Origin of the sequence: Pseudomonas migulae (genome assembly GCF_024169315.1) — a bacterium.
Taxonomy (GTDB): Bacteria; Pseudomonadota; Gammaproteobacteria; order Pseudomonadales; family Pseudomonadaceae; genus Aquipseudomonas; species Aquipseudomonas migulae_B.
Genome location: NZ_JALJWR010000001.1, coordinates 5,587,004 through 5,612,913 on the forward strand (window position 1 = coordinate 5,587,004; position 25,910 = coordinate 5,612,913).

30 protein-coding genes are annotated in these 25,910 nt (G+C 59.9%); 14 read left to right on the top strand and 16 right to left on the bottom strand.

The features are described 5' to 3' along the window. Positions 1–2: 2 nt before the first annotated feature. From J2Y86_RS25590 to J2Y86_RS25600, 3 genes are all read left to right on the top strand, one after another. On the top strand, positions 3–437 hold the full coding sequence (locus tag J2Y86_RS25590) for a MarR family transcriptional regulator (RefSeq protein ID WP_253438066.1): 435 nt from the start codon (positions 3–5) through the stop codon (positions 435–437). 128 nt (positions 438–565) lie between these two features. Then, positions 566–2,320, top strand: a complete 1,755-nt coding sequence (locus J2Y86_RS25595) for a FimV/HubP family polar landmark protein (protein WP_253438070.1) — start codon at positions 566–568, stop codon at positions 2,318–2,320. Positions 2,321–2,364: 44 nt separating this feature from the next. After that, positions 2,365–2,652, top strand: coding sequence for a SelT/SelW/SelH family protein (locus J2Y86_RS25600; RefSeq protein WP_253438073.1), 288 nt, complete (start codon positions 2,365–2,367; stop codon positions 2,650–2,652). Here J2Y86_RS25600 and J2Y86_RS25605 read toward each other — a convergent pair. Next, complete coding sequence (locus J2Y86_RS25605; protein WP_253438076.1) at positions 2,646–3,539, bottom strand: DMT family transporter; 894 nt, start codon at positions 3,537–3,539, stop codon at positions 2,646–2,648. The genes J2Y86_RS25600 and J2Y86_RS25605 overlap by 7 nt on opposite strands. Positions 3,540–3,614: 75 nt before the next feature. Next, the gene (locus J2Y86_RS25610; RefSeq protein WP_253438080.1) at positions 3,615–4,373 is read right to left on the bottom strand and encodes a helix-turn-helix transcriptional regulator; all 759 of its coding nucleotides are present in this window, start codon (positions 4,371–4,373) and stop codon (positions 3,615–3,617) included. 135 nt (positions 4,374–4,508) lie between these two features. Here J2Y86_RS25610 and J2Y86_RS25615 point away from each other — a divergent pair, with 135 nt between their 5' ends. Further along, on the top strand, positions 4,509–5,324 hold the full coding sequence (locus J2Y86_RS25615; RefSeq protein WP_253438083.1) for a UDP-2,3-diacylglucosamine diphosphatase: 816 nt from the start codon (positions 4,509–4,511) through the stop codon (positions 5,322–5,324). 125 nt (positions 5,325–5,449) lie between these two features. Here J2Y86_RS25615 and J2Y86_RS25620 read toward each other — a convergent pair whose 3' ends face one another. Together J2Y86_RS25620 and J2Y86_RS25625 are read right to left on the bottom strand one after the other, a co-directional pair. Next, complete coding sequence (locus J2Y86_RS25620; RefSeq protein WP_253438086.1) at positions 5,450–6,040, bottom strand: HD domain-containing protein; 591 nt, start codon at positions 6,038–6,040, stop codon at positions 5,450–5,452. A 99-nt stretch (positions 6,041–6,139) separates the two neighbouring features. Next, positions 6,140–6,451 carry an Mpo1-like protein gene (locus J2Y86_RS25625; RefSeq protein ID WP_253438089.1) on the bottom strand — a complete coding sequence of 104 codons (312 nt, stop codon included), beginning with the start codon at positions 6,449–6,451 and terminating at the stop codon, positions 6,140–6,142. Between the two features lie 160 nt (positions 6,452–6,611). Here J2Y86_RS25625 and J2Y86_RS25630 point away from each other — a divergent pair, with 160 nt between their 5' ends. After that, positions 6,612–7,673: an AraC family transcriptional regulator gene (locus J2Y86_RS25630; protein ID WP_253438092.1), complete on the top strand. Its 1,062-nt coding sequence runs from the start codon at positions 6,612–6,614 to the stop codon at positions 7,671–7,673. Here J2Y86_RS25630 and J2Y86_RS25635 read toward each other — a convergent pair. Then, the gene (locus J2Y86_RS25635; protein WP_253438095.1) at positions 7,630–9,084 is read right to left on the bottom strand and encodes a TrkH family potassium uptake protein; all 1,455 of its coding nucleotides are present in this window, start codon (positions 9,082–9,084) and stop codon (positions 7,630–7,632) included. The two genes, J2Y86_RS25630 and J2Y86_RS25635, sit on opposite strands and share 44 nt — an antisense overlap. A 122-nt stretch (positions 9,085–9,206) precedes the next feature. On the opposite strand from J2Y86_RS25635, the gene J2Y86_RS25640 reads away from it, so the two are divergent. Continuing rightward, positions 9,207–9,776 carry an NAD(P)H nitroreductase gene (locus J2Y86_RS25640; protein ID WP_253438098.1) on the top strand — a complete coding sequence of 190 codons (570 nt, stop codon included), beginning with the start codon at positions 9,207–9,209 and terminating at the stop codon, positions 9,774–9,776. Between the two features lie 173 nt (positions 9,777–9,949). Here the strand turns inward: J2Y86_RS25640 and J2Y86_RS25645 are convergent, their stop codons facing one another. The 6 genes from J2Y86_RS25645 to J2Y86_RS25670 form a co-directional block, all read right to left on the bottom strand. Further along, positions 9,950–11,290 carry a sensor histidine kinase gene (locus tag J2Y86_RS25645; RefSeq protein ID WP_253438101.1) on the bottom strand — a complete coding sequence of 447 codons (1,341 nt, stop codon included), beginning with the start codon at positions 11,288–11,290 and terminating at the stop codon, positions 9,950–9,952. A gap of 177 nt (positions 11,291–11,467) precedes the next feature. Next, positions 11,468–11,917, bottom strand: coding sequence for a Spy/CpxP family protein refolding chaperone (locus tag J2Y86_RS25650; RefSeq protein WP_253438105.1), 450 nt, complete (start codon positions 11,915–11,917; stop codon positions 11,468–11,470). Positions 11,918–12,172: 255 nt separating this feature from the next. Next, positions 12,173–12,850, bottom strand: a complete 678-nt coding sequence (locus J2Y86_RS25655; RefSeq protein WP_150637657.1) for a response regulator transcription factor — start codon at positions 12,848–12,850, stop codon at positions 12,173–12,175. Between the two features lie 7 nt (positions 12,851–12,857). Beyond that, entirely contained in the window at positions 12,858–13,256 is a 399-nt protein-coding gene (locus J2Y86_RS25660) for a translation initiation factor 2 (protein WP_253438108.1), read from the bottom strand. Between the two features lie 265 nt (positions 13,257–13,521). Then, positions 13,522–13,821: a YciI family protein gene (locus J2Y86_RS25665; protein ID WP_084320523.1), complete on the bottom strand. Its 300-nt coding sequence runs from the start codon at positions 13,819–13,821 to the stop codon at positions 13,522–13,524. Position 13,822: 1 nt separating this feature from the next. Then, entirely contained in the window at positions 13,823–14,419 is a 597-nt protein-coding gene (locus J2Y86_RS25670) for a septation protein A (RefSeq protein ID WP_253438111.1), read from the bottom strand. A gap of 87 nt (positions 14,420–14,506) precedes the next feature. Here J2Y86_RS25670 and J2Y86_RS25675 point away from each other — a divergent pair, with 87 nt between their 5' ends. The 6 genes from J2Y86_RS25675 (at position 14,507) to rluB (ending at position 19,601) form a co-directional block, all read left to right on the top strand. Then, positions 14,507–15,370 (top strand): PHP domain-containing protein, encoded by an 864-nt coding sequence (locus J2Y86_RS25675; protein ID WP_253438114.1) that lies wholly within the window; start codon positions 14,507–14,509, stop codon positions 15,368–15,370. Between the two features lie 13 nt (positions 15,371–15,383). After that, positions 15,384–16,013: an L-threonylcarbamoyladenylate synthase gene (locus J2Y86_RS25680; RefSeq protein WP_253438117.1), complete on the top strand. Its 630-nt coding sequence runs from the start codon at positions 15,384–15,386 to the stop codon at positions 16,011–16,013. Positions 16,014–16,076: 63 nt separating this feature from the next. Beyond that, positions 16,077–16,835, top strand: a complete 759-nt coding sequence (locus tag J2Y86_RS25685; protein ID WP_253548957.1) for a segregation and condensation protein A — start codon at positions 16,077–16,079, stop codon at positions 16,833–16,835. Positions 16,836–16,846: 11 nt separating this feature from the next. Continuing rightward, entirely contained in the window at positions 16,847–17,821 is a 975-nt protein-coding gene (gene scpB, locus J2Y86_RS25690) for an SMC-Scp complex subunit ScpB (RefSeq protein WP_253438124.1), read from the top strand. A gap of 145 nt (positions 17,822–17,966) precedes the next feature. Further along, complete coding sequence (locus J2Y86_RS25695) at positions 17,967–18,158, top strand: DUF1289 domain-containing protein (protein WP_253438127.1); 192 nt, start codon at positions 17,967–17,969, stop codon at positions 18,156–18,158. Positions 18,159–18,314: 156 nt separating this feature from the next. After that, complete coding sequence (gene rluB, locus J2Y86_RS25700; RefSeq protein WP_253438130.1) at positions 18,315–19,601, top strand: 23S rRNA pseudouridine(2605) synthase RluB; 1,287 nt, start codon at positions 18,315–18,317, stop codon at positions 19,599–19,601. Between the two features lie 196 nt (positions 19,602–19,797). Here rluB and J2Y86_RS25705 read toward each other — a convergent pair whose 3' ends face one another. Together J2Y86_RS25705 and J2Y86_RS25710 are read right to left on the bottom strand one after the other, a co-directional pair. Continuing rightward, positions 19,798–20,763, bottom strand: coding sequence for a leucyl aminopeptidase (locus J2Y86_RS25705; protein ID WP_253438133.1), 966 nt, complete (start codon positions 20,761–20,763; stop codon positions 19,798–19,800). Between the two features lie 70 nt (positions 20,764–20,833). Then, positions 20,834–20,971, bottom strand: coding sequence for a hypothetical protein (locus J2Y86_RS25710; RefSeq protein ID WP_017337145.1), 138 nt, complete (start codon positions 20,969–20,971; stop codon positions 20,834–20,836). A gap of 894 nt (positions 20,972–21,865) precedes the next feature. On the opposite strand from J2Y86_RS25710, the gene J2Y86_RS25715 reads away from it, so the two are divergent. After that, positions 21,866–23,281: an amino acid permease gene (locus J2Y86_RS25715; RefSeq protein ID WP_253438137.1), complete on the top strand. Its 1,416-nt coding sequence runs from the start codon at positions 21,866–21,868 to the stop codon at positions 23,279–23,281. A gap of 297 nt (positions 23,282–23,578) precedes the next feature. Continuing rightward, a complete protein-coding gene (gene arfB, locus J2Y86_RS25720) occupies positions 23,579–23,992 on the top strand; it encodes an alternative ribosome rescue aminoacyl-tRNA hydrolase ArfB (protein WP_008010994.1) in 414 nt (137 codons plus the stop codon). On the opposite strand, the gene J2Y86_RS25725 is transcribed toward arfB, so the two are convergent. From J2Y86_RS25725 to J2Y86_RS30225, 3 genes are all read right to left on the bottom strand, one after another. Next, the gene (locus J2Y86_RS25725) at positions 23,989–25,203 is read right to left on the bottom strand and encodes an MFS transporter (RefSeq protein WP_253438140.1); all 1,215 of its coding nucleotides are present in this window, start codon (positions 25,201–25,203) and stop codon (positions 23,989–23,991) included. The genes arfB and J2Y86_RS25725 overlap by 4 nt on opposite strands. Before the next feature lie 104 nt (positions 25,204–25,307). Then, entirely contained in the window at positions 25,308–25,490 is a 183-nt protein-coding gene (locus J2Y86_RS25730; protein WP_253438143.1) for a hypothetical protein, read from the bottom strand. Between the two features lie 77 nt (positions 25,491–25,567). After that, a complete protein-coding gene (locus J2Y86_RS30225) occupies positions 25,568–25,699 on the bottom strand; it encodes a hypothetical protein (protein WP_017337149.1) in 132 nt (43 codons plus the stop codon). Positions 25,700–25,910 lie beyond the last annotated feature (211 nt).

Sequence of the window (25,910 nt, forward strand, 5' to 3'; positions counted from 1 at the left end):
TTATGCCGTTAACCGATCAACACCGATTTGGCATGCAACTGGCCCAGATGTCGCGCGGCTGGCGTGCCGAACTGGACCGCCGTCTGGCCGGTTTGGGTTTGTCCCAGGCGCGCTGGCTGGTACTGCTGCACCTGGCGCGTTTCGAGGAGGCGCCGACCCAGCGCGAACTGGCGCAAAGCGTCGGCGTCGAAGGGCCGACCCTGGCGCGACTGCTCGACAGTCTGGAAACCCAGGGCCTCGTCCAGCGTCAGGCCGTGGTGGAAGACCGCCGGGCGAAAAAAATCGTTCTCTGCGCACCGGCCCGTCCGTTGATCGAACAAATTGAAACCATTGCCACTCAACTGCGCCACGAGCTGTTTGACGGCGTTGACGAGGCGGATTTGAAGGTCTGCATGCGCGTTCACGGGCACATCCTGGCCAACCTGGAAAAATCTTGAGGCAGAACCGGGTGTAAGCTTTTTGAGATACCCCGTTGGGCAGACTATAAAGAACTACTAGGCAATATCGTGTTCGTACCGGATGTGCGAACACGCACCGGTTGGTTCTGGTTATCTAAGGGATGCTCATGCTCGAGAGTTGGCACGTTGTATTGCGGTGGTGCGCCAGGCTGGTTCTGGCCGGTGGGGCCGTGACGTATTCGGCACTCGCCCCCGCATTGGGCCTGGGTGAAATCACCGTGCATTCGGCACTCAATCAACCGCTGCGTGCCGACATTGCGCTGGTGGATGCTGCCGGTCTGGAGGAGGGCGATCTGTCAGTCAGCCTGGCGACCGCCGACGAATTCAGTCGCGCCGGCGTCGAGCGCGTATTTTTCCTCAATGACCTGAAGTTCACGCCCATCCTGCGGGGCAACCGCAGCCTGATCCGGGTGAGCTCCCATAAAGTCGTCGACGAACCTTTCCTGAATTTCCTCGTGCAACTCAATCAGCCCAATGGGCGTGTGTTGCGTGAGTACACGGTGCTGATCGATCCGCCGGGCACACCGGGGATTGTGCCGGTGACTGACGAACCGGCCGCCCGCTCGCCGGACGCTCCATTCCCGAGCGTCAAACCGGCCACTGCACCGCCACCGGCGGCCAAAAAAACCGCCCCTAAAGTTGAACAGCCCGCCGCCCCCGTCGTTGATCCCGTCGCCGAGCAATTGGCCGCGAGCGTGCTGCAAAACCAGCAACTGCAAAAAACCGTCGACGAGCTGAATGCAAAAATTCAGGGCCAGGACGAACAGATCGCCGGCCAGAAAAAACAGATTACCGAACTGCAAACCCGATTGGCGGAGGTCCAGGCGCCCCCGGTTACGCCGGAGGCTGTGGCGCCAGCCCTGGTCGCGGTACAAGAGCCCGAGACGACCAACTGGCCGATGATCATCGGGCTGCTGACGTTGGTGGCCTTGCTGTTGCTTGGGCTGTTTGTTCGCCGTCAACGACAACAGGTTCAGGTCCTGGCGGCAGATCCTCCCGTGTTGCCGTCGCGCCACGAGCCGGTGCTCGATCAAACCGTGGAGCCGTCAGCGAAGTCCACCCCAGCGAAACCTGTGCCCGATCTTCAAGACGAGACGCCGTCAGGCGATGTGTTGGAAGGCGTGGGCATCTACCTGGCCTATGGCCGTTATTCCGAAGCAGCGGGTTTGTTGCGCGATGCCTTGGCGAAGGAGCCACAACGCACGGACCTGGCCGTGCAATTGCTGGAAATCCTCGGCAAGCAAGGTGACGGGCCAGCCTATGACGCTCAGGAAAACAGCCTGCGAGAGGCCGGGTTCGATGCTCGGCAACTTCAGGATATTCGTGCGCGCTACCCGAAACTGGACAATGCGTTGCCCGTGGCGGCTGTGGCAGCCATCGCAACCCCCGTTAAATCCGAAGCACCCCCCGGCGACGAGTTCCAGTTGAATCTGGATGACTTGTCGATGGATTCGAGTTGGGACCTGGTCAGTCCCTTCGAACGCGCTAAACCCACGGACACACCACCCGAGGTCGCGGAACCCGCTTTCACCTCGAACCTGCACGTGTTGCCCGATGTGTTCGAGATGCCTGAAGAACCGACACTGGACGAGCCCGAGCTTGAGTGGGTCGCCGAGCCGGACTCACAGTCTCTGGACGATGACTTTCTCAACGAATTCAAGGATGCCGACCCGTCATTCGAGCTCGAAGCGCTGAGCCTGGAACCCGCTGAGCCGGACAACGCAGGCAAACTGGAACAGGCCCAGAACTGCATCGATGACGGCGATCTGGACAGCGCCATCGAGCTGCTGAACGAGTTGCTCAAGGACGGCGATGAGCCACTCAAACAAACCGCGCGGACATTGTTGGCCGGTATTCGCTGAGCATCTATCATGGCGACGCCCCCTGGTTCAGGAATTCCCTCGTCATGACCGCGCACAAACCCGAAATCGTCATCACCTACTGCACGCAATGCCAATGGCTGTTGCGTGCCGCGTGGCTGGCGCAAGAACTGCTCAGTACTTTTGGCGATGATCTGGGCAAGGTCTCGCTGGTGCCTGGCTCCGGTGGCGTGTTTCACATTTTCTGTAACGACGTGCAGATCTGGGAGCGCAAGGCGGACGGCGGTTTCCCGGAGGCCAAGGTGCTCAAGCAGCGGGTCCGCGATCAGATCGATCCGGACCGCGACCTCGGGCACAACGACCGCACTCAGTGAGACGCGGCTTCGGCAGCGACCGCTTTCTTGCTTGAAGCGCCCGAAAGCCTGCTGGACACCACGATCGCCACGATGATCAAGGCGCCGCCGAGCAGCATGCGCAGCGTCGGGTTTTCATTGAACAGCAGCCACGCCATGGTGATGCCGTATACCGGCTCCAGCGCAAACACCACGGCGGCGGTGCGCGCCTTGATCACCGCGAGGCTGGCGACGAACAGGCTGTGAGCGACACCGGTGCAGAACACTGCTAGCAGGCCGATCCACAGCCAGTCGATGGCGCGGACTTCGCTCAACTGTGGCGCCGCCATGGGCAGCAAACACAACGCGACCACCACGTTCTGGCACAGCGCAGCCTGTACCGGCGGAATTCTCGCGGAGCTGGCGCGGTTGGTCAGGGACAGTAGCGCGAACAGCAGCCCGGAGCCCACCGCCCATAACAGGCCAGTGGTGGCGCCACTGGCAAGATCGAAATCAGGCGTGACCAGCACCAGTCCTACACTGACCAGCACCACCAGCAGGATTTCATTGGCGCGAATACGCTCGCGGAAAATCAGCCCTTCCAGGATCACGGTAAATGCCGGGAAACTGGCGAACCCCAGGGTCGCGATCGCCACGCCTGCGACTTTCACCGCGATAAAAAAACTCACCCAGTGCCCGGCCAGCAGCAATCCACTGAGCAGCAGGCGCCGCCAATCCACGGCCTGCAATTTCTGCCAGCGCGTCTGGCTGGCGAACCGTGCGAAAACAGCCAGGGCGAGCACGGCAAAGGCCGCGCGACCGAAGACGATGACGGCAGGGGAGGCGGCGGCGAGTTTGCCGAACACACCGGTCAGGCCAAACATCAGTGCACCGATATGCAGAGCGCCAAGGGCGGTACGGGGAGTCATTGCGATCCTTAACAGCAAATCAAACGGAGTACATTGAACCGCGTGAGAGCAGTTATGTCTGTCGGCAGACTACCGTCATTTGTCGCCAGCCTCGCGCCGCAGCTTTCCGGGAGAGGCACCGAACTCCCGCAACACCGCCGCTGAAAATGCACTTTGCGAGCTGTAGCCAACCCGGCTGGCAATCTCGCCAACCGGTAACGCCGAATCCCGCAACAGACTCACGGCCATGTGTAAACGACGACTGCGAATGTAGTCCATCGGCGTCTGCCCGCATTCCGCGACAAACCGCGCATGCAGCCGGGCGATGGACAGGTCGGCGATGCGCGCCAGATCGGCGACTTGCAGCGGGTAGGCCGCGTGCTGATCGATGTGCGCATTCAGCGCAGCGTAGGGCAGACGTCGCCCGCCCGTGACTTGCGGCCTGGCATTGTTGAGGCTCGCCAACAACAGCACCGCGCCTTGCTGCGCAATCAGCGGGTCGCTGACCTGGCTGCCCGCCAGCCAGTTGACCAGCTGGCTTTGCCCGGCATCCAGCGGCAGGCGTCCGGCGTTGTCGAGCAGCCGGCGACTGGCATCGGCGTGCTCGCCAAGGGACTGCGCCACCCATTGATCACTGGGCACGTCCAGCACCAGGCAACGGCTGCCATTGGTGCTGCCACAGGCATGATGGAATCCGGACGGGACCACCACGAAACTCTGCTGAACCACCTGACTGCCGTGCCCGTCGACCTCGAAATCCAACGCGCCCGAGAGCCCGAACACCAGTTGCGCGTGGTCGTGACTGTGGACGATCAGGTCGTGAGTGTATTGGCGCAGCGTGAGGATCGGTCTCATCGCAGGTCTCCCGAGTAAGGCTGCCAGTCTACACCGAGGTCGTTCAAACGCGTTGTCACAGGACTGACTTGTCACTGTCATGGGCAATTAACCCGACCGGCGCAAGCTTGCAAAAACAATCGCAGAGGGTTGCCCATGACCAGCGCCGAGCTCGCCAAACCCAGTCGTAAGCAACGTGTGCGGACCTTGTGGATTTCCGATGTGCACCTGGGCACCCGGGATTGCCAGGCCGAGCACTTGTCGCAGTTTCTCAAGGGCTACCACGCGGACAAGATCTACCTGGTCGGCGACATCATCGATGGCTGGAAACTGCGCAGCGGCATGTACTGGCCGCAAGCGCACACCAACGTGATCCGCCGCCTGTTGACCATGAGCAAGCGTGGCACCGAGGTGATTTATGTCACCGGCAACCACGACGAATTCCTGCGCCGGTATTCGAAGTTGATTCTGGGCAACATTCAATTGGTGGATGAAGCGGTGCACGTGACTGCCGATGGCCGTCATTTGCTGGTGATCCATGGCGATCAGTTCGATGTGATCACCCGTTATCACCGCTGGCTGGCCTTTCTTGGCGACTCGGCCTACGAATTCACCCTGACCCTGAACCGCTGGCTCAATCACTGGCGTGCCCGTTATGGCTACGGTTACTGGTCGCTGTCGGCGTACCTCAAGCACAAGGTGAAAACCGCCGTCAGCTTCATCAGCGACTTCGAAGAAGCCATCGCCCACGAATGCGTCAAACGCGAACTGCACGGGGTGGTGTGCGGGCACATTCACCATGCCGAGATCCGCAAGGTTGGCGGAGTGGACTACCTCAATTGCGGGGATTGGGTGGAATCGTGCACGGCGCTGATCGAGCATTGGGATGGTTCGATCGAGTTGTACCGGTTGGCGGATGCCCAGGCGCGGGAGGCGGAGTTGAAGGCCATCAAGGTCGCGGAGCCCGCCTAATCCGCCGGTGTCTGAATTGGCCCCATCGCGGGCAAGCCCACAGTGATCGGGGTGAACCTGAAGTCTGTGAACGCCCGAGAATCCTGTGGGAGCGGGCTTGCCCGCGATGGGGCTGGTGGGATCTGTCAGGCCGGCGCGTGTTCCTCCATCGCCGCCTTGTAAATTGAATGCTTGGGATGAGCAAACAACCGCTCCATCATTGGTTCGAAGAAACTCAGCGGCAGTGTCTCGTACGCCGGATCAAACGCCGCCGCATCGTACTTCGCGCAGAATTCGATAGTCGCCTGATACTGCGGATGCCCACTGAACTGCTCGCGCAGATGCCGATCCATGCCCAGGTGATGGAAGAAGTAGTACCCCTGGAAAATCCCGTGTTTCTCCACCATCCACAGATTCTCGGCGCTGACGAAGGGCTTCAGGATCGCTGCCGCAATATCCGGGTGATTGTAGGAACCCAAGGTGTCGCCGATGTCGTGAAGCAGGGCGCACACCACATACTCTTCGTCGCGGCCATCGCGCCAGGCACGGCTGGCGGTTTGCAGGGAATGGGTCAGGCGATCCACCGGGAAGCCGCCAAAATCGCCCTCCAGCAGTTTCAGGTGCGCCGCAATCCGTGTCGGCAATTGCCTCGCATACGCACTGAAGTCGGCGGCAATGATTGCCCAGTCTTCTTGCGTCCCGTCCTGCATGTGGGTGAAACGGGCATTGGCATTCATCGGCTATCCTCTTGTTCTTGTCGAAAGGGATTTTTTGAGTGTAGGACCTGTAACCATTACCGCACTGGCTGCGCAAGACGCTTTGCTGGCCCAGCGGGCCTAGAACGATACGCGGCCCAGAATCATGTCGCGGTACATGACGAAATCGCCGAGCAGGCTGTAAAGCGGATGTTGGAAAGTCGCAGGACGGTTCTTTTCAAAGAAGAAATGCCCGGCCCAGGCGAAGCTGTAGCCGGCCAGCGGCAGGGCCAGCAGCCATAGCCAGGCCCCTTTGCCGATGGTCAGGGCCAGAATGAAAATAACCAGTGTCGTGCCGATAAAGTGCAATCGTCGGCAGGTACTGTTGCTGTGTTCACTCAGGTAATACGGGTAAAACTCGGCGAAGCTGTTGAAACGCTTGATGTTTTCCACGACTGCGATCTCTGTGGTTATTGTTCTGACTGCAAGTTGTTCTGCGGGTAGCTTATTTGAGTCTAGAGTGATCATTGGCATCAGCCAGTGACAATGGGCGCCACTTTAGTATCCTTCGGAAATTGGCCGCAGCATGCGGCTCACCAAGTAAGTAAACGCCATGAGCGAACGAACGACTTCTGCAAGCTGGGCGATGGGGATTGTCAAAGCACTGGAGATGGACGGCCTGGATTGCCGGGTTCTGTTCAAGCAGCTGGGGCTCGACTACGCATCACTGGATGATCCGGATGCGCGCTTCCCGCAAGACTCCATGACGCGCCTCTGGCAGCGCGCCGTCGAGCTGTCCGGTAACCCGGCGATCGGCCTGAACATGGGTAAGGTGGTGCGACCGGCGTCCTTCCATGTGGCCGGTTATGCCTTGATGTCCAGTCGGACCCTGGCCGAGGGCTTTCAACGGCTGGTGCGTTACCAGCGGATCATTGCCGAAAGTGCCGACCTGAGTTTCCGCCTGCTGGATGAGGGTTATGCGCTGATTCTGACGGTCCACGGCGACCATTTACCGCCGACCCGACAAAGTGCCGAAGCCTCGCTGGCCTGCGCGCTCGCGCTGTGCGGCTGGCTGACCGGGCGCACCCTGCAACCGCGCAAGGTGCTGGTGCAGGGCGAACAGCCCGCCGATCTCGAACCTTATAAACAAGCCTTCCATGCGCCGCTGGTGTTCAACGCGCCCTACGACGCGCTGATCTTCGAACGCGCCGACATGGAAGCACCGCTGCCGACCGCCAACGAGGCCATGGCGCTGTTGCATGACCGCTTTGCCGGCGAATACCTGGCTCGGTTTTCCGAGAGCCGCGTGACGCACAAGGCGCGTCAGGTGTTGTGCCGCTTGCTGCCACAGGGCGAACCCAAGCGCGATACCGTGGCGCAGACGTTGCACTTGTCGCAACGGACGTTGCAGCGACGCTTGCAGGAAGAGGGCACAAGTTTTCAGACGTTGCTCGATGACACCCGGCGCGAACTGGCCGAGCAATACCTTGCGCAGCCCACCATGACCTTGCTGGAAATTGCCTACCTGTTGGGGTTCGCCGATCCGAGCAACTTCTTCCGCGCCTTCCGACGCTGGTTCGACGCCACGCCCGGCGAGTACCGGGTGCGGCTGATGGAAGCGCCGAATCGGATCAGTGACGCCAGAACGCCGGAATACACAGAACGAACACAGTAATGATCTCCAGTCGGCCGAGCAGCATGCCGAACGAGAGGATCCACTTGGCGGCGTCCGGCAGGGTGGCGAAGTTGCCCGCCGGACCGATGGTCTCGCCCAGTCCCGGTCCGACGCCGGATACGGTACTGGCCGCGCCGGTCAGCGCGGTCATCCAGTCGACGCCGAGCAGCGACAGCAGCAAGGCGATCACACAGATGGTGATGGCGAAGAAGAAGGAGAACGTCAGGATCGAACGCACGATCTCTTCGTCGAGTCGGTGGCCGTTGTACTTTTGCTTGATCACCGCGCGCGGGTGAATCAACTGGTTAAGGTTGGCCTTGAGCAGGATGTAGGCAACCTGGAAGCGGAAGATCTTGATCCCGCCCGCAGTCGATCCCGAGCAGCCGCCGACGAACCCCAGGTAAAAGAACAGCATCAGCGAGAAATTGCCCCAGAGGCTGTAGTCCCCGAGTGCGAAACCGGTGGTCGTCACCACCGACGTCACGTTCAGCGCTACATGCCGCAGTGCGTCCAGCCAATGCAGCTGGGTGGTCCACCAGTACCAGGTGCCGAGCACCAGCCACGTCACCAGCAACATGCCGAGCAAACCTTGAACCTGCTGATCCTTGATCAGGGCCCGGCGGTTACCGCGCAAGGTCGCCACGTACAGGGTGAACGGCAGGCTGCCGAGAATCATGATGACGATCGCCACCCAGTGCACCGCCGGTTGCGTCCACTTGGCCAGGGATTGGTCGGAGGTGGAGAACCCGCCTGTGGAAATCGCTGACATCGCGTGGTTGATCGCATCGAACAGGCTCATTCCCGCCCACCAGAACGCCAGGCTGCCGAGAATGGTGATGCCGACGTAGGCCGCTACGATCAACCGCGCCACCATGTGCGAACGGGGCATGACTTTTTCGGAACGGTCCGACGACTCGGTCTGAAACAGCCGCATGCCACCAATGCGAAGCAATGGCAGAATCGCGACCGCCATGCCGATAAAGCCGATGCCACCGATCCAGTGCAGCAATGAGCGCCACATCAGGATGCCGGGAGACATGTCATCCAGACGATTGAGCACGGTCGCGCCGGTGGCGGTGATGCCGGACATGCTTTCGAAGAACGAGTCGGTGTAGCTGATGTGCTGGGTCAACAGGAACGGCAGCGCGGCGAAGATGCACACCACCAGCCAGCTGCTGACCGTCAGCAGGTACATGTCTCGCGGACGCAGGTGCACGTGCTCGGGACGACCGGGAATGACCAGCGCGAGGCCGGCGACAAAGGTGATCATGCTGGCCCAGAGGAACGACGGCAGGTCGCCGGTGCGATCGAAAATCACCAGGGTCGCCATGGGCACGACCATGGCGATCGCCAGCGTGATCAGGAAGAGGCCGATGATGAAACCAATGAGACGTAAGGTCGGCAACGCCATGAAGTCCGCTCGGGCTGAAAGTAGGAAGGGCGCCATTCTACCCGTGGGGCAGGGCATGTAAACCGGCATCCCTGTGGCACTTGCAGCTAGAATGGCCAGACATTTTTTTCAGGAGGTGGCCGATGCAGGCTCTCGACGCTTTGCTCAACCGTGTTTCCGTTCCACGACTGGTCGATCCGGCCCCCACCGCCGAGCAGCGCGAAGTGCTGTTTGGTGCCGCGATGCGTGCGCCGGACCACGGCCATTTGCAGCCTTGGCGCTTCCTGACCGTCGAAGGCGCAGCGCGTGAGCAGATGGGCGAGTTGCTGGCCGAAGCCGCGAAACTGCAGGACGGCGACGTGTCCGAAGCCGCGCTGGACAAGGCGCGCAACGGCCCGCTGCGCGCCCCGCTGGTGGTCGTGGTGATCGCGCGGTTGCAGGATCACGTCAAATATCCGAAGTCCGAGCAACTGCTGGCAGCTGGCTGTGCGGCGCACGGAATTTTGCTGGCCGCGTATGCGCAGGGAATTGGCGCGGTGTGGCGCACCGGTGAGCTGGCCTATTCGGCGCATGTGGCCAAAGGGTTGGGTTTGGCGGAAGGGGAAGAGGTGATTGCGTTTCTTTACCTGGGTACGCCGCAGAAAGAGCCGCGTGTTGCGGAGAAGGTTGACCTCGCCGAATTTGTCAGCGCCTGGCTGCCTTTGAAAGCCTGAAGATCAAAAGCTTCGCGGGCAAGCCTTGCTCCTACAGGTTATGAAGTGTTCACGAAACCGTGGCACGACACATAACCTGTAGGAGCAAGGCTTGCCCGCGAAAGCGTCGGCACATTCAACATCTCTGTTGAACGTTAAATCGTCTTCGCGAGCAAGCCCGCACCCAGAAGGGGTCAGGGCTGAACGACGGCACCCGGCACCAACGGCAATTCCAGGCTGGCGATGAATCCGCCATCCGGATGATTGGCCAGCACCAGACTTCCGCCATGCCGCTCCGCTGCCCGGCGCGCAATCGCCAACCCCAGGCCGTGACCCGCCGCCGTCTGCCCCGGCGCCCGATAGAACGGTTCACCCAGCTGATTCAAATGCTCGGCATCCACGCCGGGACCATGGTCGCGCACACTTACTACAATCCGCTCACCCTGCCGCACCGCCTGCATCTCGATCGATCGCCCCACCGGGTTAAAGCGCTGGGCATTGCGCAGCAGGTTGTCCACGGCGCGCTCGATCATCGTCGGCCACCCTTTCATATTCAATTGCGGTTCGGCGTCGAGGCTAACGGTCTGCTCCGGCGAACCCAATTGCGCATCCTTTTGCAGCGTGTTGAGCAGCGCATTCAGGTCAACGTCTTCAGCACTGGCGTTGTCGGCATCGACCCGTGCCAGCACCAGAATCTCGCTGATCAGCGCTTCGAGCCGGTCGCACTCGCGGGTCAGGCGCGGCGAGAGTTTTTCCCGCTCCTCGGGGCTGGCCCGTTCCGCCAGTGCCAGTGCAATGCGCAGCCGGGCGAGAGGCGAACGCAATTCGTGGGACACATCGCGCAGCAGTTGCCGCTGACTGCTGATCAGGCTTTGCAGGCGTGCGCCCATGCGGTTGAAATCATTGGCCAGTACGCCGAACTCGTCGCGACGGTTAGCGAGCTTCACCAGGCTGTTTTGCTGGTACGTGGTTTGCCCCAGATCATGCACCGCGCCGCGCAGGCGGCTTAGTGGACGGGTGATGGACAAGGTCACGAACAGGCTGAACAGGGTCAGCACCACGAGGGCGATGCCCAGCGCACTCAGTGGCCAGAGCAGGCTTTCGCGGTGCCACGCGTCCAGTTCGGGGTGCGGGATGCGGTAGATCAGCAGGTAGGTGTCGCCGGTTTTGGCGCTGGTGTATTCGTCGGTCAGACGACGCCACGGCAGGCGCCGATCGTCGTTGTTCTGCCGTGCTTCGAAGGCCGCGGCGCGGCGAGGGAAGGTGCCACGAACGACGGGGTCACCGCTCTCGTTAAGCACCTGAACGTCGATGTGATACTGGCGTTTGCGCTGCTCCAGAATGTCCTGGGCGGCTTCTTCGCCTTGTGCTTCGTAGGTCTGCGTCCACTGTTCGGCCAGGGTGTTGAGGCCCGGGTGGCGGCTGAGAATCCACGCATCCTGGTTAAGCATGTGCCCGAGCAGAATGGACAGCCCTGCCACCAGAGCGATGGCCAGCCAGAAGCTGGCCAGGATACGCCAGAACAATGAACGCACAGAAAATCCTCAAACAAACACAGATCAATGTGGGAGCGGGCTTGCTCGCGAAAGCGGTGTGTCAGGCAAAGTATTTGTTGATTGATACACCGCTTTCGCGAGCAAGCCCGCTCCCACATTTGAACTGAATGGTGTCAGACCCAACGGGGTTTAGCCGTTGGGTCCAGGGTTAGCGCATTATTGCGCTTTTTGCGGTTGTTGCGCTTTCCACGCCTTGAACTCGGCCCATTCGGCGCGGCGCTCAGCCCGTTTTTTCTGGATCTCGTCGAATTGCTTCTGTTGATCCGGTTTCAGCAGGGCGCGCACATCGGCCTCGGCTTTCTTGTGGTTGGCGGCCATTTCGTCCTTCATGGCTTTCTGGTCCGCTGGCGAGAGTTTTTCCAGGTACTTGTCGACCACTTGCTTACGCTCGTGCATCTGCTCGCCCATGATCTTGCGGATCTGCTCGCGCTGTTCGCGGCTCAGGTCCAGTTGGCTGTACGGGCCTTTGCCGTGCATGCCGTGCATCTGACCGCCGTGGCGCGAACCGTCCATCGGGCCACCCATCGGGCCGGCACCTTCAGGCATGGCCATGGCAACGGTTGGCAGGGCGGCAGCGAACATCAGAGCGATAAGAGTCTTGCGCATGGTGAATCTCCTTGTCTCGTTCCCGGTACGTTCCGGATGAGTTCAGATTACGGAGATCAAGGTCAGCGGCGGTCAGCGGAGCGTAAAGCTTGGGTAAAGACGGTTTCTCGCCGACCTTACAAACACGCAGACCCCTGTAGGAGCGAGTTTGCTCGCGATGGACGTCAACGATTACGCGTGCTGTCTGGATAAACGCGTTGTCCCGACGTTTTTCGCGAGCAAGCTCGCTCCTACTAGAGCCTCGCAGATGACATATCAGAGGCTGTAGTAGTAACCACGGCTGCGCAGGGCAACGATGCGCGGGCGGCCGTCGGGGTGGGGGCCGATCTTTTTACGCAGATTGCTGACGTGCATGTCCAGGCTGCGGTCGTACAGGGTCAGTTTGCGGCCGAGGGCGATCTGCGCCAGTTCCTGCTTGTCGAGCGGTTCGCCAGGCTGTTTGAGCAGGGCTTCGAGCAAGCGGCTTTCGGACACGGTGAGGGTGAATTCCTGTTCATCGATGCTGACCACGCCACGCACCGGGCTGAAACACAGGTCGCCCAGTTCGAGCTGGCTGGACACCGCCGCCGGATGGCTGCGGCGCAAGACGGCGCGCAGGCGAGCGGTCAGTTCCCGTGGGTCGCAGGGTTTGGCGAGGTAATCGTCGGCGCCCAGTTCCAGGCCGAGGATGCGGTCCAGCGGTTCGCCGCGGGCCGAAAGCATCAGCACCGGCAAGTCCGGGTGATCGCTGCGCAATTGCTTGAGTAATTCCAGACCGCTGCCGTCCGGCAGCATCACGTCCAGCACCACGGCCGCCGGGGACGTTTCGGCCAGCGCACGACGGGCGCTCTGGCCGTCGTGGCAGGCACGGACCTGGAAGCCTTCCTGGCTCAGCCAACTGACCAGCAGCTCACACAGCTCCTGGTCGTCATCAATTAATAACAGCTCGCTCATGACTCACTCAATTTAGCCATTGTCGACGTTTTCGACTTGCACCACTGGCGAAGATACCGCAGAGCAGGGCCAATAGCGCTACTCCCGCGCCGATCACGAACCATTGCTGCTGGTCTGTGAGAAAACGCGGCAGCGGACTGCTGGCCTGGGCTTCCTTGAGTTGCAGCTTCAGACGCTGGTTCTCCTGGCGCAACCGGCTCAGCTGAACGCTTTCACGTTCGGCATCGGCATTTTGCAGTTGTTTGCTCAGTTCTTCTCGTTGCTGTTCGCTCACCTTCAAGCGCTGCTGCAACTCGGTGATCTGGCTGCCGGCGCTCAAGGACAGCGGCGTTGCGCTTTCTTCACCGTGGGCAGGCGCCACGATCGACAACGTGACCAACATCAGACACAACGGACCTTTGCGCATCGGAGCTCCTGATTCCAATCGATTATTGGGCAGGTTGTCGGCAGGCAAACGAGAATAATGAGCGATTGAGAGCGCGATGAACCAAGAAGGTTCATCGCGTGGGACTAATGCTGTTCGCTTAGAAGGGTCACACATACTTTTGTGGCGAGGGGATTTATCCCCGTTCGGCTGCGAAGCAGTCGTAAAAAAAGACAACTAGGTTTGTCTGAATACTGCCGGGGGCCGCTTCGCGACCCAACGGGGATAAATCCCCTCGCCACAAAAGCTACGGAAGGACTTGCTTGAACGGCTTGACGGAAACGTTGGCATAGACGCCTGCGGCGATGTACGGATCGGCGTCGGCCCAGGCCTGGGCGGCGCTCAGGGAATCGAATTCGGCGACGATCAGGCTGCCGGTGAAACCCGCAGCGCCCGGATCATTGCTGTCGACCGCCGGGTTCGGGCCGGCCAATACGATACGACCTTCGCCCTTGAGCACTTGCAGGCGCTCAAGGTGTGCAGGCCGTGCGGCCAGGCGGGCTTCCAGGGAGTTGGCGACGTCTGTGGCAACGATTGCGTAAAGCATGTCAGTCCTCGGTTTTTGGCGTGGTGGTATCGGCGTCATGCAGGTGGCGGGACAGGTAAATACCCTGAGCGACCAGGAACAACAGTGTCATGCCCAGGCTGCCGAAGACTTTGAAGTCGACCCAGTATTCCTGGAACGTGAACGCGACGAACAGGTTGGCGGCACCGCAAAACAGGAAGAACGCGATCCAGGCGATGTTCAGGCGAGTCCAGACCATGTCCGGCAGGGTCAGCGCGTGGCCCATGATGCGCTTGATCAGCAGTTGGTCACCGATGAAGTGACTACCGATGAACGCCAGCGCAAACAGCCAGTTGACCACCGGGGCTTTCCATTTCAGGAAGGTCTCGCTGTGAAACGCCAGGGTCAGGCTACCGAAGACCAGGCAGGCGATGAGGGTCAGCCACTGGCTCTTTTCCAGCTTGCGCTGCTTGATGAAGAGCGTGCCGTAGACGACCAGGGAGCTGATGATCAGCATCGCGGTGGCGCTGTAGATGCCCCCGACAGTCAGTTGATGACCGCCAATGTCAACGACCCGTGGGTCGATCTTGAAAACAATGAAAAACAGCAGAAGCGGGATGAAATCGATGAATTGTTTCACAATGGCAGCCAGAAGCAGGATGTGGCGGCATAATAACAAACATATGGGCGCGCGATAGCGCCAGCTGATTTGAGGTTACACATCCCCGTGAATGTCGATTTGCACTGCCATAGCACTGCCTCCGATGGCGCTCTAGCGCCTGCTGTCCTGGTGGCGCGTGCGTTCGAGAAAGGCGTGCGAGTCCTGGCCTTGACCGATCACGACACCCTCGAAGGCCTCGACGAGGCCCGCAGCGCGGCAACGGCGCTGGGGATGCAACTGGTCAATGGCGTCGAATTGTCCTGCACCTGGGGTGGCGCGACCATCCATGTGTTGGGTTACGGATTTGATGTGAATGCAACGCCGTTGGTCGAAGCAATCGCTAAATTGCACGATGGCCGTTGGCTACGGTCCGAAGAAATAAGCCGCAAGTTGGCGTTGAAGGGCATGCCGGGTGCGCTGGAAGGTGCCCGGGCGATCCAGCAGGAACTGGGCGACAGCGGTAACGCGCCGGCCCGTCCGCACTTCGCCGACTGGATGGTGCGCGAAGGTTTCGTCAAGGATCGCGCCGAAGCGTTCCGCAAATGGCTGGGCGCCGGCAAGCTGGGGGACGTCAAGCAACACTGGCCGACCCTGGAAGAGACGGTCGAAACCCTGCGTGCGGCCAAAGCCTGGGTGAGCCTGGCGCACCCGTGGCACTACGATTTCACTCGCAGCAAGCGTCGCCGCCTGATTGCCGACTATATTCAAGCAGGTGGCCATGCGATCGAAGTGGTCAATGGCCATCAGCCCGCCGAACAGGTGGGCAGCCTGGCGATTCTAGCTCGCGAGTTCGGTCTGCTGGTCAGCGCCGGCAGTGATTTTCATGGCCCTGGAGGCTGGTCCGAGATCGGTGAATACCGCCCGCTCCCGGAGGATCTGCCACCACTTTGGTGTCGATTCAAACATGACCCAATTATTGCCGCCGTCTGAACAGGTAGAGAATGTGAGTCAATTTTTCCAGATTCATCCGGAAAACCCGCAAGCGCGCCTGATCAAACAGGCTGTCGAGATCATCCGCAAAGGCGGGGTGGTGATTTATCCCACAGACTCTTCCTACGCCATTGGTTGCCAGATCGGCGACAAGAACGCCGTGGAGCGCGTGCGCCGATTGCGTGGGCTGGATGACAAGCACAACTTCGCGCTGATTTGCAGTGACTTGTCGCAACTGGGCCTGTTCGCCAAGATCGACACCGGCCTGTTCCGCTTGCTCAAGGCACACCTGCCAGGTCCGTACACCTTCATTCTCAACGCCACCCGTGAAGTCCCGCGGCTGTTGTTGCACCCGAAAAAACGCACCATCGGCCTGCGCGTACCCAGCCACCCGATTGCCCTGGCGCTGCTGGAAGAGCTCGGCGAGCCGCTGATGAGCGTGACGCTGATCATGCCTGGCGACACCGATCCGCTGACCGATCCGTATGAAATGCGCCAGTTGCTCGAGCATCAGGTCGACCTGATCATCGACGGCGGTTTCGGCGGCATCAAGGCGTCCACCGTGATCAACCTCGCCGACGGCGAGCCGGAGGTGATCCGCGTCGGTTGCGGCGACCCTGCGCCGTTCATGGCCGAGGCGTAGATGTCTGCAGTAGAACCCGTTATCGACAGTCAGGCCGGTGCCCAGCAAGAGCTGCCGTTCGCCATGGTGTATGGCCAGGCGGTCATGGAAATGCCGCTGGACCTGTACATTCCGCCGGATGCGCTCGAAGTTTTCCTGGAAGCCTTCGAAGGCCCGCTCGACCTGCTGCTGTACCTGATCCGCAAACAGAACATCAACATCCTCGACATTCCGGTGGCGGAAATCACCCGCCAGTACATGGGTTACGTCGAGTTGATGCAGTCGGTGCGCCTGGAACTGGCCGCCGAGTATCTGGTGATGGCCGCGATGCTGGCCGAGATCAAGTCGCGGATGCTGTTGCCGCGAGCCGAAACCATCGAAGATGAAGAAGACGACCCGCGCGCCGAACTGATCCGTCGCTTGCAGGAGTACGAACGCTTCAAGGCCGCCGCCGAAGGCATCGATGGCCTGAGCCGCGTCGGTCGCGACGTGGTGGTGCCCAAGCTCGACGCCCCGGAAGCCCGGGCGCGCAAGCTGTTGCCGGACGTGAGCCTGGAAGAGTTGCTGATGTCCATGGCCGAGGTCCTGCGCCGTGGCGACATGTTCGAAAGTCACCAGGTCAGCCGCGAGGCGCTGTCCACCCGCGAGCGTATGAGTGACGTGTTGGAACGACTCAAGGGCGGCGGTTTCGTGCCGTTTGTCGAGCTGTTCACGGCTGAAGAAGGGCGCCTGGGTGTCGTGGTGACCTTTATGGCGATCCTCGAACTGGTCAAGGAATCTTTGGTCGAGCTGGTGCAGAATGAGCCGTTCGCGGCGATCCACGTGCGAGCCCGAGCCGAATAACGAGTTGAATCATGAACCTGACTGAACCCCGCGAGCTGGCGCCACTGCTTGAAGCCTTTCTGTTGGCCTCGGGAAAACCGCAATCGCTTGAGCGCCTGTTCGAACTCTTCGAAGAGGGCGAGCGCCCCGAGCCGCCAGTCTTCAAGAAAGCCCTGACGATACTCGCTAAGTCCTGCGACGGCCGTGCTTTCGAGCTGAAGGAGGTCGCTTCCGGCTATCGCCTGCAGATCCGCGAAAAGTTCTCGCCGTGGGTAGGACGTTTGTGGGAAGAGCGCCCGCAGCGTTATTCCCGTGCGATGCTCGAAACCATGGCGCTGATAGCCTATCGTCAGCCGATCACCCGGGGCGAGATCGAAGATGTGCGCGGCGTGGCGGTCAACAGTCACATCGTCAAGACGTTGCTGGAACGGGAGTGGATTCGCATCGTTGGTTATCGTGACGTACCTGGTAAGCCGGCGATGTTTGCGACGACCAAGGCCTTTCTCGATCACTTCAACCTGAAAAATCTCGACGATTTGCCGCCACTCGCCGAACTGCGTGAGCTGGAACCCGATCCGGTGCTCGATTTCGACGACGCGCCGGTGCCGGCCGGGTTGCAGGAACTGGCGGACGCCAGCGCCGAGCCGGAAGAGCCGAAGGAAGAAACCAGTTTCCATACGCTGTTGCTGGAACTGGACACCATGGAGGAGGGGCTCAAGACCGACTTCGACGACATTCTGCGCGATGGCGAGGTGACCGGGACCGAAGAGGTTCTGGAGCTGCCGGAGCCTGAGATTGAAGCGGAACTTCCGGTTGAGCCAGAAGCCACAGTCGAAGAAGAGCTTGAGGATGACGTGCTTGGCGTCGCCGAGGCGCGCGAGAAACTCCTGGCGGCTGTCGCCGCTCTCGAGCAATCGAAACCCGAGCCTGAGTTGAGCGACGAAGAAGCCGAGGCTCGAGCCCTCGCCGAAGCCATCGAAGCCGAACGCCGCGAGTTCGAAGACTGACCCAAATCCTGTGGACAATGATTGACCCTGTGGGAGCGGGCTTGCTCGCGAATGCGGTGGGTCAGCCAACAAACATGTCGACTGAACCACCGCATTCGCGAGCAAGCCCGCTCCCACAGGGGATTTGTGTTGGATGGAGTATTTGATGAGCTCAACCAAAGACCCCTGCATCAGCGTCTGCAAATTCACCGACGACATCTGCCTCGGCTGCGGCCGCAGCAAGCGTGAGATCAAGGCCTGGAAAAAACTCGACAAGGCTGACAAACGCATTGTTCTCGCTGAAGCTTCATTGCGCTTGATCAAGCTCGGCGCCACCGGTCGGCGGAAAAACAAGTAACTCGGCGTTCATCAACTAGTCTCTGATGCGAAAACGCCCACATGAGCGTATGATTCGCGACCCTTCGGCAATCCCCTTGCCCAAGTACCCGTTTTACATCGCTTCAGGACGCTCAATTCAGGGCCGCCTGAACAGACCACACCGGGAGGTGCCCAGATGAGTATCAACGACCAGAAAGACGACCAGGAAATCGGCCCAGCAGGCGAAAAACTGCAGAAAGTCCTCGCCCGTATCGGCGTCGGCTCGCGCCGTGACGTAGAAGCCTGGATCAGCCACGGCCGCATCAAGGTCAACGGCAAAGACGCCACGCTCGGTCAGCGTGTCGACATGCATGACGCCATCACCATTGATGGCAAGGTGATCAAGCGCGAAGAAGCCGCCGAGTCGGTACGCCGCGTGATCATGTACAACAAGCCCGACGGTGAAATCTGCACACGCCTTGATCCGGAAGGCCGTCCGACTGTTTTCGACAAGATGCCGCGCCCGAAAGAAGGTCGCTGGATCAACATCGGTCGTCTGGACATCAACACCACCGGTCTGCTGATGTTCACCACCGACGGTGAACTGGCCAACCGCCTGATGCACCCTTCCTACGAAATGGACCGTGAATACGCGGTACGCGTACGTGGCGAAGTCGATGACGAGATGATCGAACGCCTGAAAGCCGGCGTCGTCCTCGAAGACGGCCCGGCCAAGTTCACCGACATCAAGCAGGCACCAGGTGGCGAAGGTTTCAACCACTGGTATCACTGCGTGGTGATGGAAGGTCGTAACCGTGAGGTTCGTCGTCTGTGGGAATCCCAGGGCCTGGTGGTCAGCCGCCTGAAACGCGTGCGTTTCGGTCCGGTGTTCCTCAACTCCGACCTGCCGATGGGCCGCTGGCGCGAAATGAGCCAGTACGAAGTCGACATTCTGAGTGCTGAAGTCGGCCTGACTCCGGTGGCCATGCCGCAGATGAACGCCAAGAGCAAGGACAAGCTGGATCGGATGCAGCGTAAATCGTCGCGTCCCATGGGCAAGACCGAGCGCGTACGTTCGTTGCGTCCTGCCATCGGTAACCAGTCCGCTGCTACACCGCGCGATACCCGTGAACCGCATATCGAAGGCGAACGTCCAGCGCGCAAACCAGCAGCGCCACGCGCTGATGGCGAGCGCGGTCCACGCACGCCACGTCCGGCCAACGGTCGCACCGAGCGCGGTGAAGGCCGCGGTGCGCCAAGCGGTGGTCGCAGTGATCGTGGTGCCCCTGCGGGTCGTGGAGAGTCGGGGCGTGGTACGCCAGTTGCAGATCGTCCGTCCGACACCAAGCGCCCGGCCAAACCGGCGCCGAAGAAACGCCCGGGCATCGTTCTGGTCGACAAGGATGCGCCATCGGGCAAGCGTCGCGGTGCGCCAGCCGGTTCCGGCCAGCGTCCGGGCTTTGGTCGTCGCAAGCCTGAGTAATCGGTAAGCGCCACATAAAAACGCCAACCCTCGGGTTGGCGTTTTTTTTTTGCGTTCGACTTGAGCTTTACAGGGTTTTCTAGCCAGTCATCGCGGGCAAGCCCGCACAGTGGATTGCATTCGTCTGGGGGAACTCGGTCACCTGTGGGAGCGGGCTTGCCCGCGATGACGTCAGTAGCAGCACCGTTGTTTCAGGCTAGAACACGAACCGCCCATCAAACACCGGCTCATCGTCCAGCGCCAACACGCCGCTGGAGAAAATCAGATCCAGATGATGGCTACCCTTTGCACCACCACCCAACCCCAGATGGAGCCCGCAATGGCGTTCCTCGAATCCCGCGTTGCGCGCATACAACGCCTTGACCCCTTCATTGGTGCCAATCCCCAGTTCCTCGATCCGCCGATTCGACGGATTGGCGTCCAGGTACTTGTTGAAATCATGCTCCAGGCCTGGCACTTCAGTCGCAATTTTGCTGATGGTCGAGTTCTCGATCCACAACTCCAGCGGTGACTCCAATACTCCGTACTTGCGCGCAAACGGAATAGTACTGAGAAACGTCCCCATGAACTTGACCCGGCCATTAATGGCTTCGCTGTGGGTGGCTATTTCTCCGGGTGCCAGATCAAAGTTGCCGACACCATTGATATCGGTCCACTTCTTGATACTGCTCAACGGTGTTTCAAACCAGGAACCGTGATCATCCTTGAAACTTAGCGTTGTTGCGTGGGACATGCGCTGGATCAAGTGGCTGTTCAACCCGGCAATGCGCTGCGGGGTGACACTGAAGGTGTCGTAAAAGTAATCGCCGTAATCCTTGAACAGCAGCGACTTCTTCCAGTTCTCGGCCATCACGCCTTGCAGGGCGCGGACAAATTCAGGGCCCTCGGGGCGTGGATTCGGCAGGGTGGAAGAGTCGTAGAAGAAAATGTACAGATCGCTGTCGATAATGGCGTGGGCCAGCAATTCCGTGGGTTCCAGGTCCAGTCGCAGTGCGCTGAAGCGGAATGCCTGGCTGTCGGAAGCCTGTTCGGCAATGGCGCCGGTCAGTGCTGTGTAATCAGCGGTGTGGCCCAGCAAGACCTTCGCCGGATTGAGACCGGCAAGGGCCGGGTGATGTTCGAGGTAGTAAAGGAAATGCGAAATGGCGCGTTGCTTATCCATGTAGTCCTCCCTGACAAACCGAGCGAAAGTGGCAGGCACAACCGGGCCCGACCGTGCCTGCCGGGATGACTTACAGAGGCCACATCGCCGTGCCGAACGGAACAACCGCGTCGGCTTGCATCATTTCAACGGCGGCTTCATGGGTCGGTGCTTCAAACCAATCGTCCAGTTGCAGTTCAGTTTCCAGGTCTTTTTCCATTGCTTGCATGGTGAATCTCCTAGATGACTTTTGAGTAAGAACAGCTTGCCAGTCGATGCAGCTCGGCAAGACGCTGAAACCTAGTTCAGTGGTTTTTGAAACGCAAAAAAATAATTAAATTAGATTTAATTGAACTTTCGGTTTTATTTTTTGAATAGACATTTATTAATAGAAAACAAAAAACTAAATGGATTTTTTCCTTAGGAAGCTTCCTATCGTCAATTTGCAGTCGTCCTACAGTTACTTCTGATTCGGCAAAGTTTCGTTACGGGTTGTAAAGAAATGCTGACGAAATTGCGTGCTGAATCCCCTGAATTCGTGCCTTAGGGAGGTCCGTAAGGAAAACCTGCCGCCAGCACGCCGATTGATCTGCGAACAAGGCTCTGGCGCGCTTGTTTCAGCGGCGCTGGAAGGGTGAGATGCGCGCCATGCCTGTCGTGCAGGTGCATAACAAGAAGGAGGCGCAATGTACGCCGTGACTTATTTCCATCTCTTCCCGTGGGACGGTTTTTCCATCGTCCACGCCCAGGACCCGCAAAGGTCTGACTCATTTTTTGCAGCCGCCCGGGATCCCCGAGGCGGACACAGGCAATCCCGGCAACCGACACGCTGATCCAGCGGGTCTGGCAGCAGGGGGTTAGCGGTGTACAATGCGCCGCGTTTTACCTGTGACCTCCTGCGCAGCTGCGCAAACCTCAAGGCTATCCGCCTTGTTCACTCCGCCACGTCACGAGCGTGTCGGGTTCGATTTCGTCACAGATAAAAACAAACAGGTGACGCATGACCGTTGTAAATACGCTGAACTCCTGGTGCCTGCGCTGGGGTTTGATCGGCGCTGCTTAAAGTTGCAACCGAGCAGCAACGTCTACTGAACATCATCAAACCTTGCGTGAGACCCTTTTCATGAGTGGACAAAACTCGCATTCAGGCGAGCTGAAACGCGGCCTGAAGAATCGTCATATTCAACTGATCGCCCTCGGTGGCGCGATTGGTACCGGCCTGTTCCTCGGCTCGGCCGGTGTCCTGAAATCCGCTGGCCCGTCGATGATCCTCGGCTACGCCATCTGCGGCTTCATTGCCTTCATGATCATGCGCCAGCTCGGCGAAATGATCGTCGAAGAGCCGGTTGCCGGTTCTTTCAGTCACTTTGCGCACAAGTACTGGGGTGGTTTCGCCGGCTTCCTGTCGGGCTGGAACTGCTGGATTCTGTACATTCTGGTGGGCATGTCGGAGCTGACTGCGGTCGGCAAGTACATTCACTACTGGGCGCCAGAGATCCCGACCTGGGTTTCGGCGGCCGGATTCTTCGTACTGATCAACCTGATCAACCTGGCCAACGTCAAAGTCTTTGGTGAGGCCGAGTTCTGGTTCGCGATCATCAAGGTGGTGGCGATCGTCGGCATGATTGCCCTGGGCAGCTACTTGCTGGTCAGCGGTCACGGTGGTCCGGAAGCGTCGGTGACCAACCTGTGGTCCCACGGCGGTTTCTTCCCGAACGGTGTCAGCGGTCTGGTAATGGCCATGGCGATCATCATGTTCAGCTTCGGCGGCCTGGAAATGCTCGGTTTCACCGCAGCAGAAGCCGACAAGCCGAAAACCGTGATCCCGAAAGCGATCAACCAGGTGATCTACCGGATTCTGATTTTCTACATCGGTGCGCTGGTTATCCTGCTGTCGCTGACGCCATGGGACAGCCTGCTGGCGACCCTGAATGCGTCCGGTGATTCCTACAGCGGCAGCCCGTTCGTGCAAGTGTTCTCGATGCTTGGCAGCAACACCGCGGCGCACATCCTCAACTTCGTGGTCCTGACCGCGGCGCTGTCGGTGTACAACAGCGGCACCTATTGCAACAGCCGCATGCTGCTGGGCATGGCCGAGCAAGGCGATGCGCCGAAAGCCCTGGCGAAGATCGACAAGCGCGGTGTGCCGGTGCGTTCGATCCTCGCGTCGGCTGCCGTGACGTTGATCGCGGTGCTACTGAACTACCTGATCCCGCAAAATGCGCTGGAACTGTTGATGTCGCTGGTGGTGGCCACCTTGGTGATCAACTGGGCAATGATCAGCTATTCGCACTTCAAGTTCCGCCAGCACATGAACAAGACCAAGCAGACGCCGCTGTTCAAGGCGCTGTGGTATCCGTACGGGAACTACGTCTGTCTGGCGTTCGTGGTGTTCATCCTCGGCGTGATGCTGTTGATCCCGGGCATCCAGATCTCGGTGTATGCGATTCCGGTGTGGGTAGCGTTCATGTGGGTTTGCTACGGCATCAAGAACAAGCGCAGTGCTCAGCATGCGTTGCAGGCGGCGAGCGCGAAGTAAGCGCGGCCTTCAGAAACAACAAACCCGGCCATGTGCCGGGTTTTTTGTGCGCGCTGTAATACCTGTGGGAGCGTGGCTTTTGTGGCGAGGGGATTTATCCCCGTTGGGCTGCGAAGCAGCCCCAAAACCAGTGACTACATTGGATCAGATACACCGCATGCAACGTTTTTACGACTGCTTCGCAGCCGATCGGGGATAAATCCCCTCGCCACAAAAGGCTCGCTCCCACAGTTGATCTTCGGCGTGCCGGAATCTCATTCGCGGTATCCTGCGCGTTCTGATTACGGACGCTTTTCCATGCTGGTGATTTCCAACAACGTGCATCTGCCGGATGCCGAGATCGAGTTGACGGCCATTCGTGCCCAAGGGGCCGGTGGGCAGAACGTCAACAAGGTTTCCAGCGCCGTGCACTTGCGCTTCGACATTCCGGCCTCGTCCTTGCCCGAGTTCTACAAGGAACGGCTGCTGGCGCTGCGGGACAGTCGCATCACCAGCGAAGGGGTGTTGATCATCAAGGCCCAGCAATACCGCACGCAGGAAGCCAATCGCGCCGATGCGCTGGAGCGGCTGACCGAGTTGATCCTCAGCGCCACCAAGGTCGAAAAGAAACGCCGTCCGACCAAACCGACCCTCGGCTCGAAGAAGCGTCGGCTCGAATCCAAGACCAAGCGCGGCAGCATCAAGGCCGGGCGCGGCAAGGTCGACTTCTAGCGCGCGGCTCTTTCTTCGCGGTACTTTTCATTAAGGTGCTTGGGTGCTTGCCGGTACAGGTAAACACTCAATGCCAATCCGCTCAGGGCGGCGAGGGCGGCGAACAGGAAGATCGAGGCAAAACCGAAACCTGCCGCAATCGCACCCGCCAACGGCCCGGTAATCCCTAGCGACAAATCGATGAACAGCGAATACGCCCCGACCGCCGCACCACGGCTCGACGCGGGCACCAGATTGACCGCTTCCACACCCAGCGCCGGGAACACCAGCGAAAACCCGAAGCCACTCAGTGCCGCACCCGCCAGTGCCCAATGGGCATCCGGTGCCAGCCACAGCAGCAACAGCCCCAGGGTTTCCACCGACAGGCAGGCTATCGCCACGCGGAAACCGCCGAGACGGTTGATCAGGTTGCCGAACAGCAGGCGCGCGCCGATGAAGCTGGCACCGAACAGGCTCAGGCACAACACTGCGTTGTCCCAGTGTTGCGTGGCGTAATACAGCGTGATGAAGGTCGCGATGGTGCCGAAACCGATGGAGCCCAACGCCAGACCGCAACCATGTGGCAGCACTCGACCCAGCACATGCATGAACGGCAGGCGTTCACCGACCAAAATCGGCGCGGCGGTCTTCGGCCAGGCCAGCGCCAGGCCCAGCACGGCCAGCAAAACGATGCTGACGCCCATGCTCCACAAACCCAACTGGCTCACCAACAGCACACCCAGCGGTGCGCCGACGGCCAGCGCACCATAACTGGCGATGCCGTTCCAGGAGATGACTTTAGCGGTGTTGACCGCACCGACCCGGCCGATGCCCCAGCCGATCGAACCGGAGCCCACCAGGCTTTCCGCGCTGCCAAGCACCAGACGACCGATCAGCAGGCTGATCAGACTCAACATCGGCAGGCTTTGGGTCCAGGCCGAAATCAGCATGAATACACCGCTCAAACCGCAACCGGCCAGGCCATACATCACCGCCAGTTTGCTGCCCTTGTTATCAATGATTTTCCCGGCGTAAGGACGGCTGAGCAGGGTGGCCAGGTATTGCACGCTGATCACCAGCCCCGCGATCACCGCGCCGAAGCCGAGTTCGCTGTGGACGTAGCCCGGCAGCACAGCAAGGGGAATGCCGATATTGAGGTAGCCGATAAAGGTAAAGAGAACGATGGAAACGACTTGCAGCGTGACCGCCAGGGGGCGCTGGTTTTCAGACATGGGTAAAGGTCCACGGGAAAGCAGGATAGATAGGCTGCTTATGATAGCGGCGCGAGAGGCCGCGGGTCGTGGAAAAGTAAAACTATTTGCCGGGCGGGGCTGTTTCAGGGCTTGGCGGGGGCGACCAGTTGCGTAGTGACCAGGGCGGCCAGGGCATTTTCTTCGCTGCCGAATCGGGCGAGCAGCGCGGCTTGTTTCTCGGGGGACAGGCGATTCCAGATCTCGATCATTTTTTCGGCGGTGCCGATCAGGACGCTGGCCTGGGTCTCACTGAATTTGTCGGACATGGTGTGCAACTCAAGGGTTCAGGCGGTGTGGAAAGCGCATGTTAGCGCTTTCCACACGGTCTGGCATTGCGGGTGTTTCAGTCTTCGCTGTCGGCCTGGCGGCGTTCAGTGGCTTCTTTCGGCTCGGGCTGTTGGGCGCCGGCTTGCTGCGGGGTTGTCTGCTCAGTTTCGTGCAGGCTTGGGAAGGGGAGATTAGGGATCTCGTGCATGTTTCGCGCTCCTCGCAAAGTCTGTTGATAGATCTGGTAGATCCGCGCTTTTAAAAAGCCTGGGCAGGATACAGCAGGAGAAATGACAAACAGACTTTTATATCTATTTGTTGCGACGGATGGGATTGTCTAGACAGGTCAGCAGGAGCAGCGCATTCCCCTGTGGTGAGGGGGCTTGCCCCTTTGAGCTGCGCAGCAGCCCCACATGCAG

Coding starts and splice junctions, on each gene's coding strand:
- J2Y86_RS25695 (WP_253438127.1), top strand. CDS start 17,967: ATGAGCTCAACCAAAGACCCCTGCATCAGCGTCTGCAAATTCACCGAC.
- J2Y86_RS25725 (WP_253438140.1), bottom strand. CDS start 25,203: ATGTCTGAAAACCAGCGCCCCCTGGCGGTCACGCTGCAAGTCGTTTCC.
- J2Y86_RS25730 (WP_253438143.1), bottom strand. CDS start 25,490: ATGTCCGACAAATTCAGTGAGACCCAGGCCAGCGTCCTGATCGGCACC.
- rluB (WP_253438130.1), top strand. CDS start 18,315: ATGAGTATCAACGACCAGAAAGACGACCAGGAAATCGGCCCAGCAGGC.
- J2Y86_RS25685 (WP_253548957.1), top strand. CDS start 16,077: ATGGTGTATGGCCAGGCGGTCATGGAAATGCCGCTGGACCTGTACATT.
- J2Y86_RS25610 (WP_253438080.1), bottom strand. CDS start 4,373: ATGAGACCGATCCTCACGCTGCGCCAATACACTCACGACCTGATCGTC.
- J2Y86_RS25590 (WP_253438066.1), top strand. CDS start 3: ATGCCGTTAACCGATCAACACCGATTTGGCATGCAACTGGCCCAGATG.
- J2Y86_RS25650 (WP_253438105.1), bottom strand. CDS start 11,917: ATGCGCAAGACTCTTATCGCTCTGATGTTCGCTGCCGCCCTGCCAACC.
- J2Y86_RS25595 (WP_253438070.1), top strand. CDS start 566: ATGCTCGAGAGTTGGCACGTTGTATTGCGGTGGTGCGCCAGGCTGGTT.
- J2Y86_RS25655 (WP_150637657.1), bottom strand. CDS start 12,850: ATGAGCGAGCTGTTATTAATTGATGACGACCAGGAGCTGTGTGAGCTG.
- J2Y86_RS25640 (WP_253438098.1), top strand. CDS start 9,207: ATGCAGGCTCTCGACGCTTTGCTCAACCGTGTTTCCGTTCCACGACTG.
- J2Y86_RS25630 (WP_253438092.1), top strand. CDS start 6,612: ATGAGCGAACGAACGACTTCTGCAAGCTGGGCGATGGGGATTGTCAAA.
- J2Y86_RS25660 (WP_253438108.1), bottom strand. CDS start 13,256: ATGCGCAAAGGTCCGTTGTGTCTGATGTTGGTCACGTTGTCGATCGTG.
- J2Y86_RS25620 (WP_253438086.1), bottom strand. CDS start 6,040: ATGAATGCCAATGCCCGTTTCACCCACATGCAGGACGGGACGCAAGAA.
- J2Y86_RS25635 (WP_253438095.1), bottom strand. CDS start 9,084: ATGGCGTTGCCGACCTTACGTCTCATTGGTTTCATCATCGGCCTCTTC.
- J2Y86_RS25600 (WP_253438073.1), top strand. CDS start 2,365: ATGACCGCGCACAAACCCGAAATCGTCATCACCTACTGCACGCAATGC.
- J2Y86_RS30225 (WP_017337149.1), bottom strand. CDS start 25,699: ATGCACGAGATCCCTAATCTCCCCTTCCCAAGCCTGCACGAAACTGAG.
- arfB (WP_008010994.1), top strand. CDS start 23,579: ATGCTGGTGATTTCCAACAACGTGCATCTGCCGGATGCCGAGATCGAG.
- scpB (WP_253438124.1), top strand. CDS start 16,847: ATGAACCTGACTGAACCCCGCGAGCTGGCGCCACTGCTTGAAGCCTTT.
- J2Y86_RS25615 (WP_253438083.1), top strand. CDS start 4,509: ATGACCAGCGCCGAGCTCGCCAAACCCAGTCGTAAGCAACGTGTGCGG.
- J2Y86_RS25665 (WP_084320523.1), bottom strand. CDS start 13,821: ATGCTTTACGCAATCGTTGCCACAGACGTCGCCAACTCCCTGGAAGCC.
- J2Y86_RS25705 (WP_253438133.1), bottom strand. CDS start 20,763: ATGGATAAGCAACGCGCCATTTCGCATTTCCTTTACTACCTCGAACAT.
- J2Y86_RS25605 (WP_253438076.1), bottom strand. CDS start 3,539: ATGACTCCCCGTACCGCCCTTGGCGCTCTGCATATCGGTGCACTGATG.
- J2Y86_RS25715 (WP_253438137.1), top strand. CDS start 21,866: ATGAGTGGACAAAACTCGCATTCAGGCGAGCTGAAACGCGGCCTGAAG.
- J2Y86_RS25710 (WP_017337145.1), bottom strand. CDS start 20,971: ATGCAAGCAATGGAAAAAGACCTGGAAACTGAACTGCAACTGGACGAT.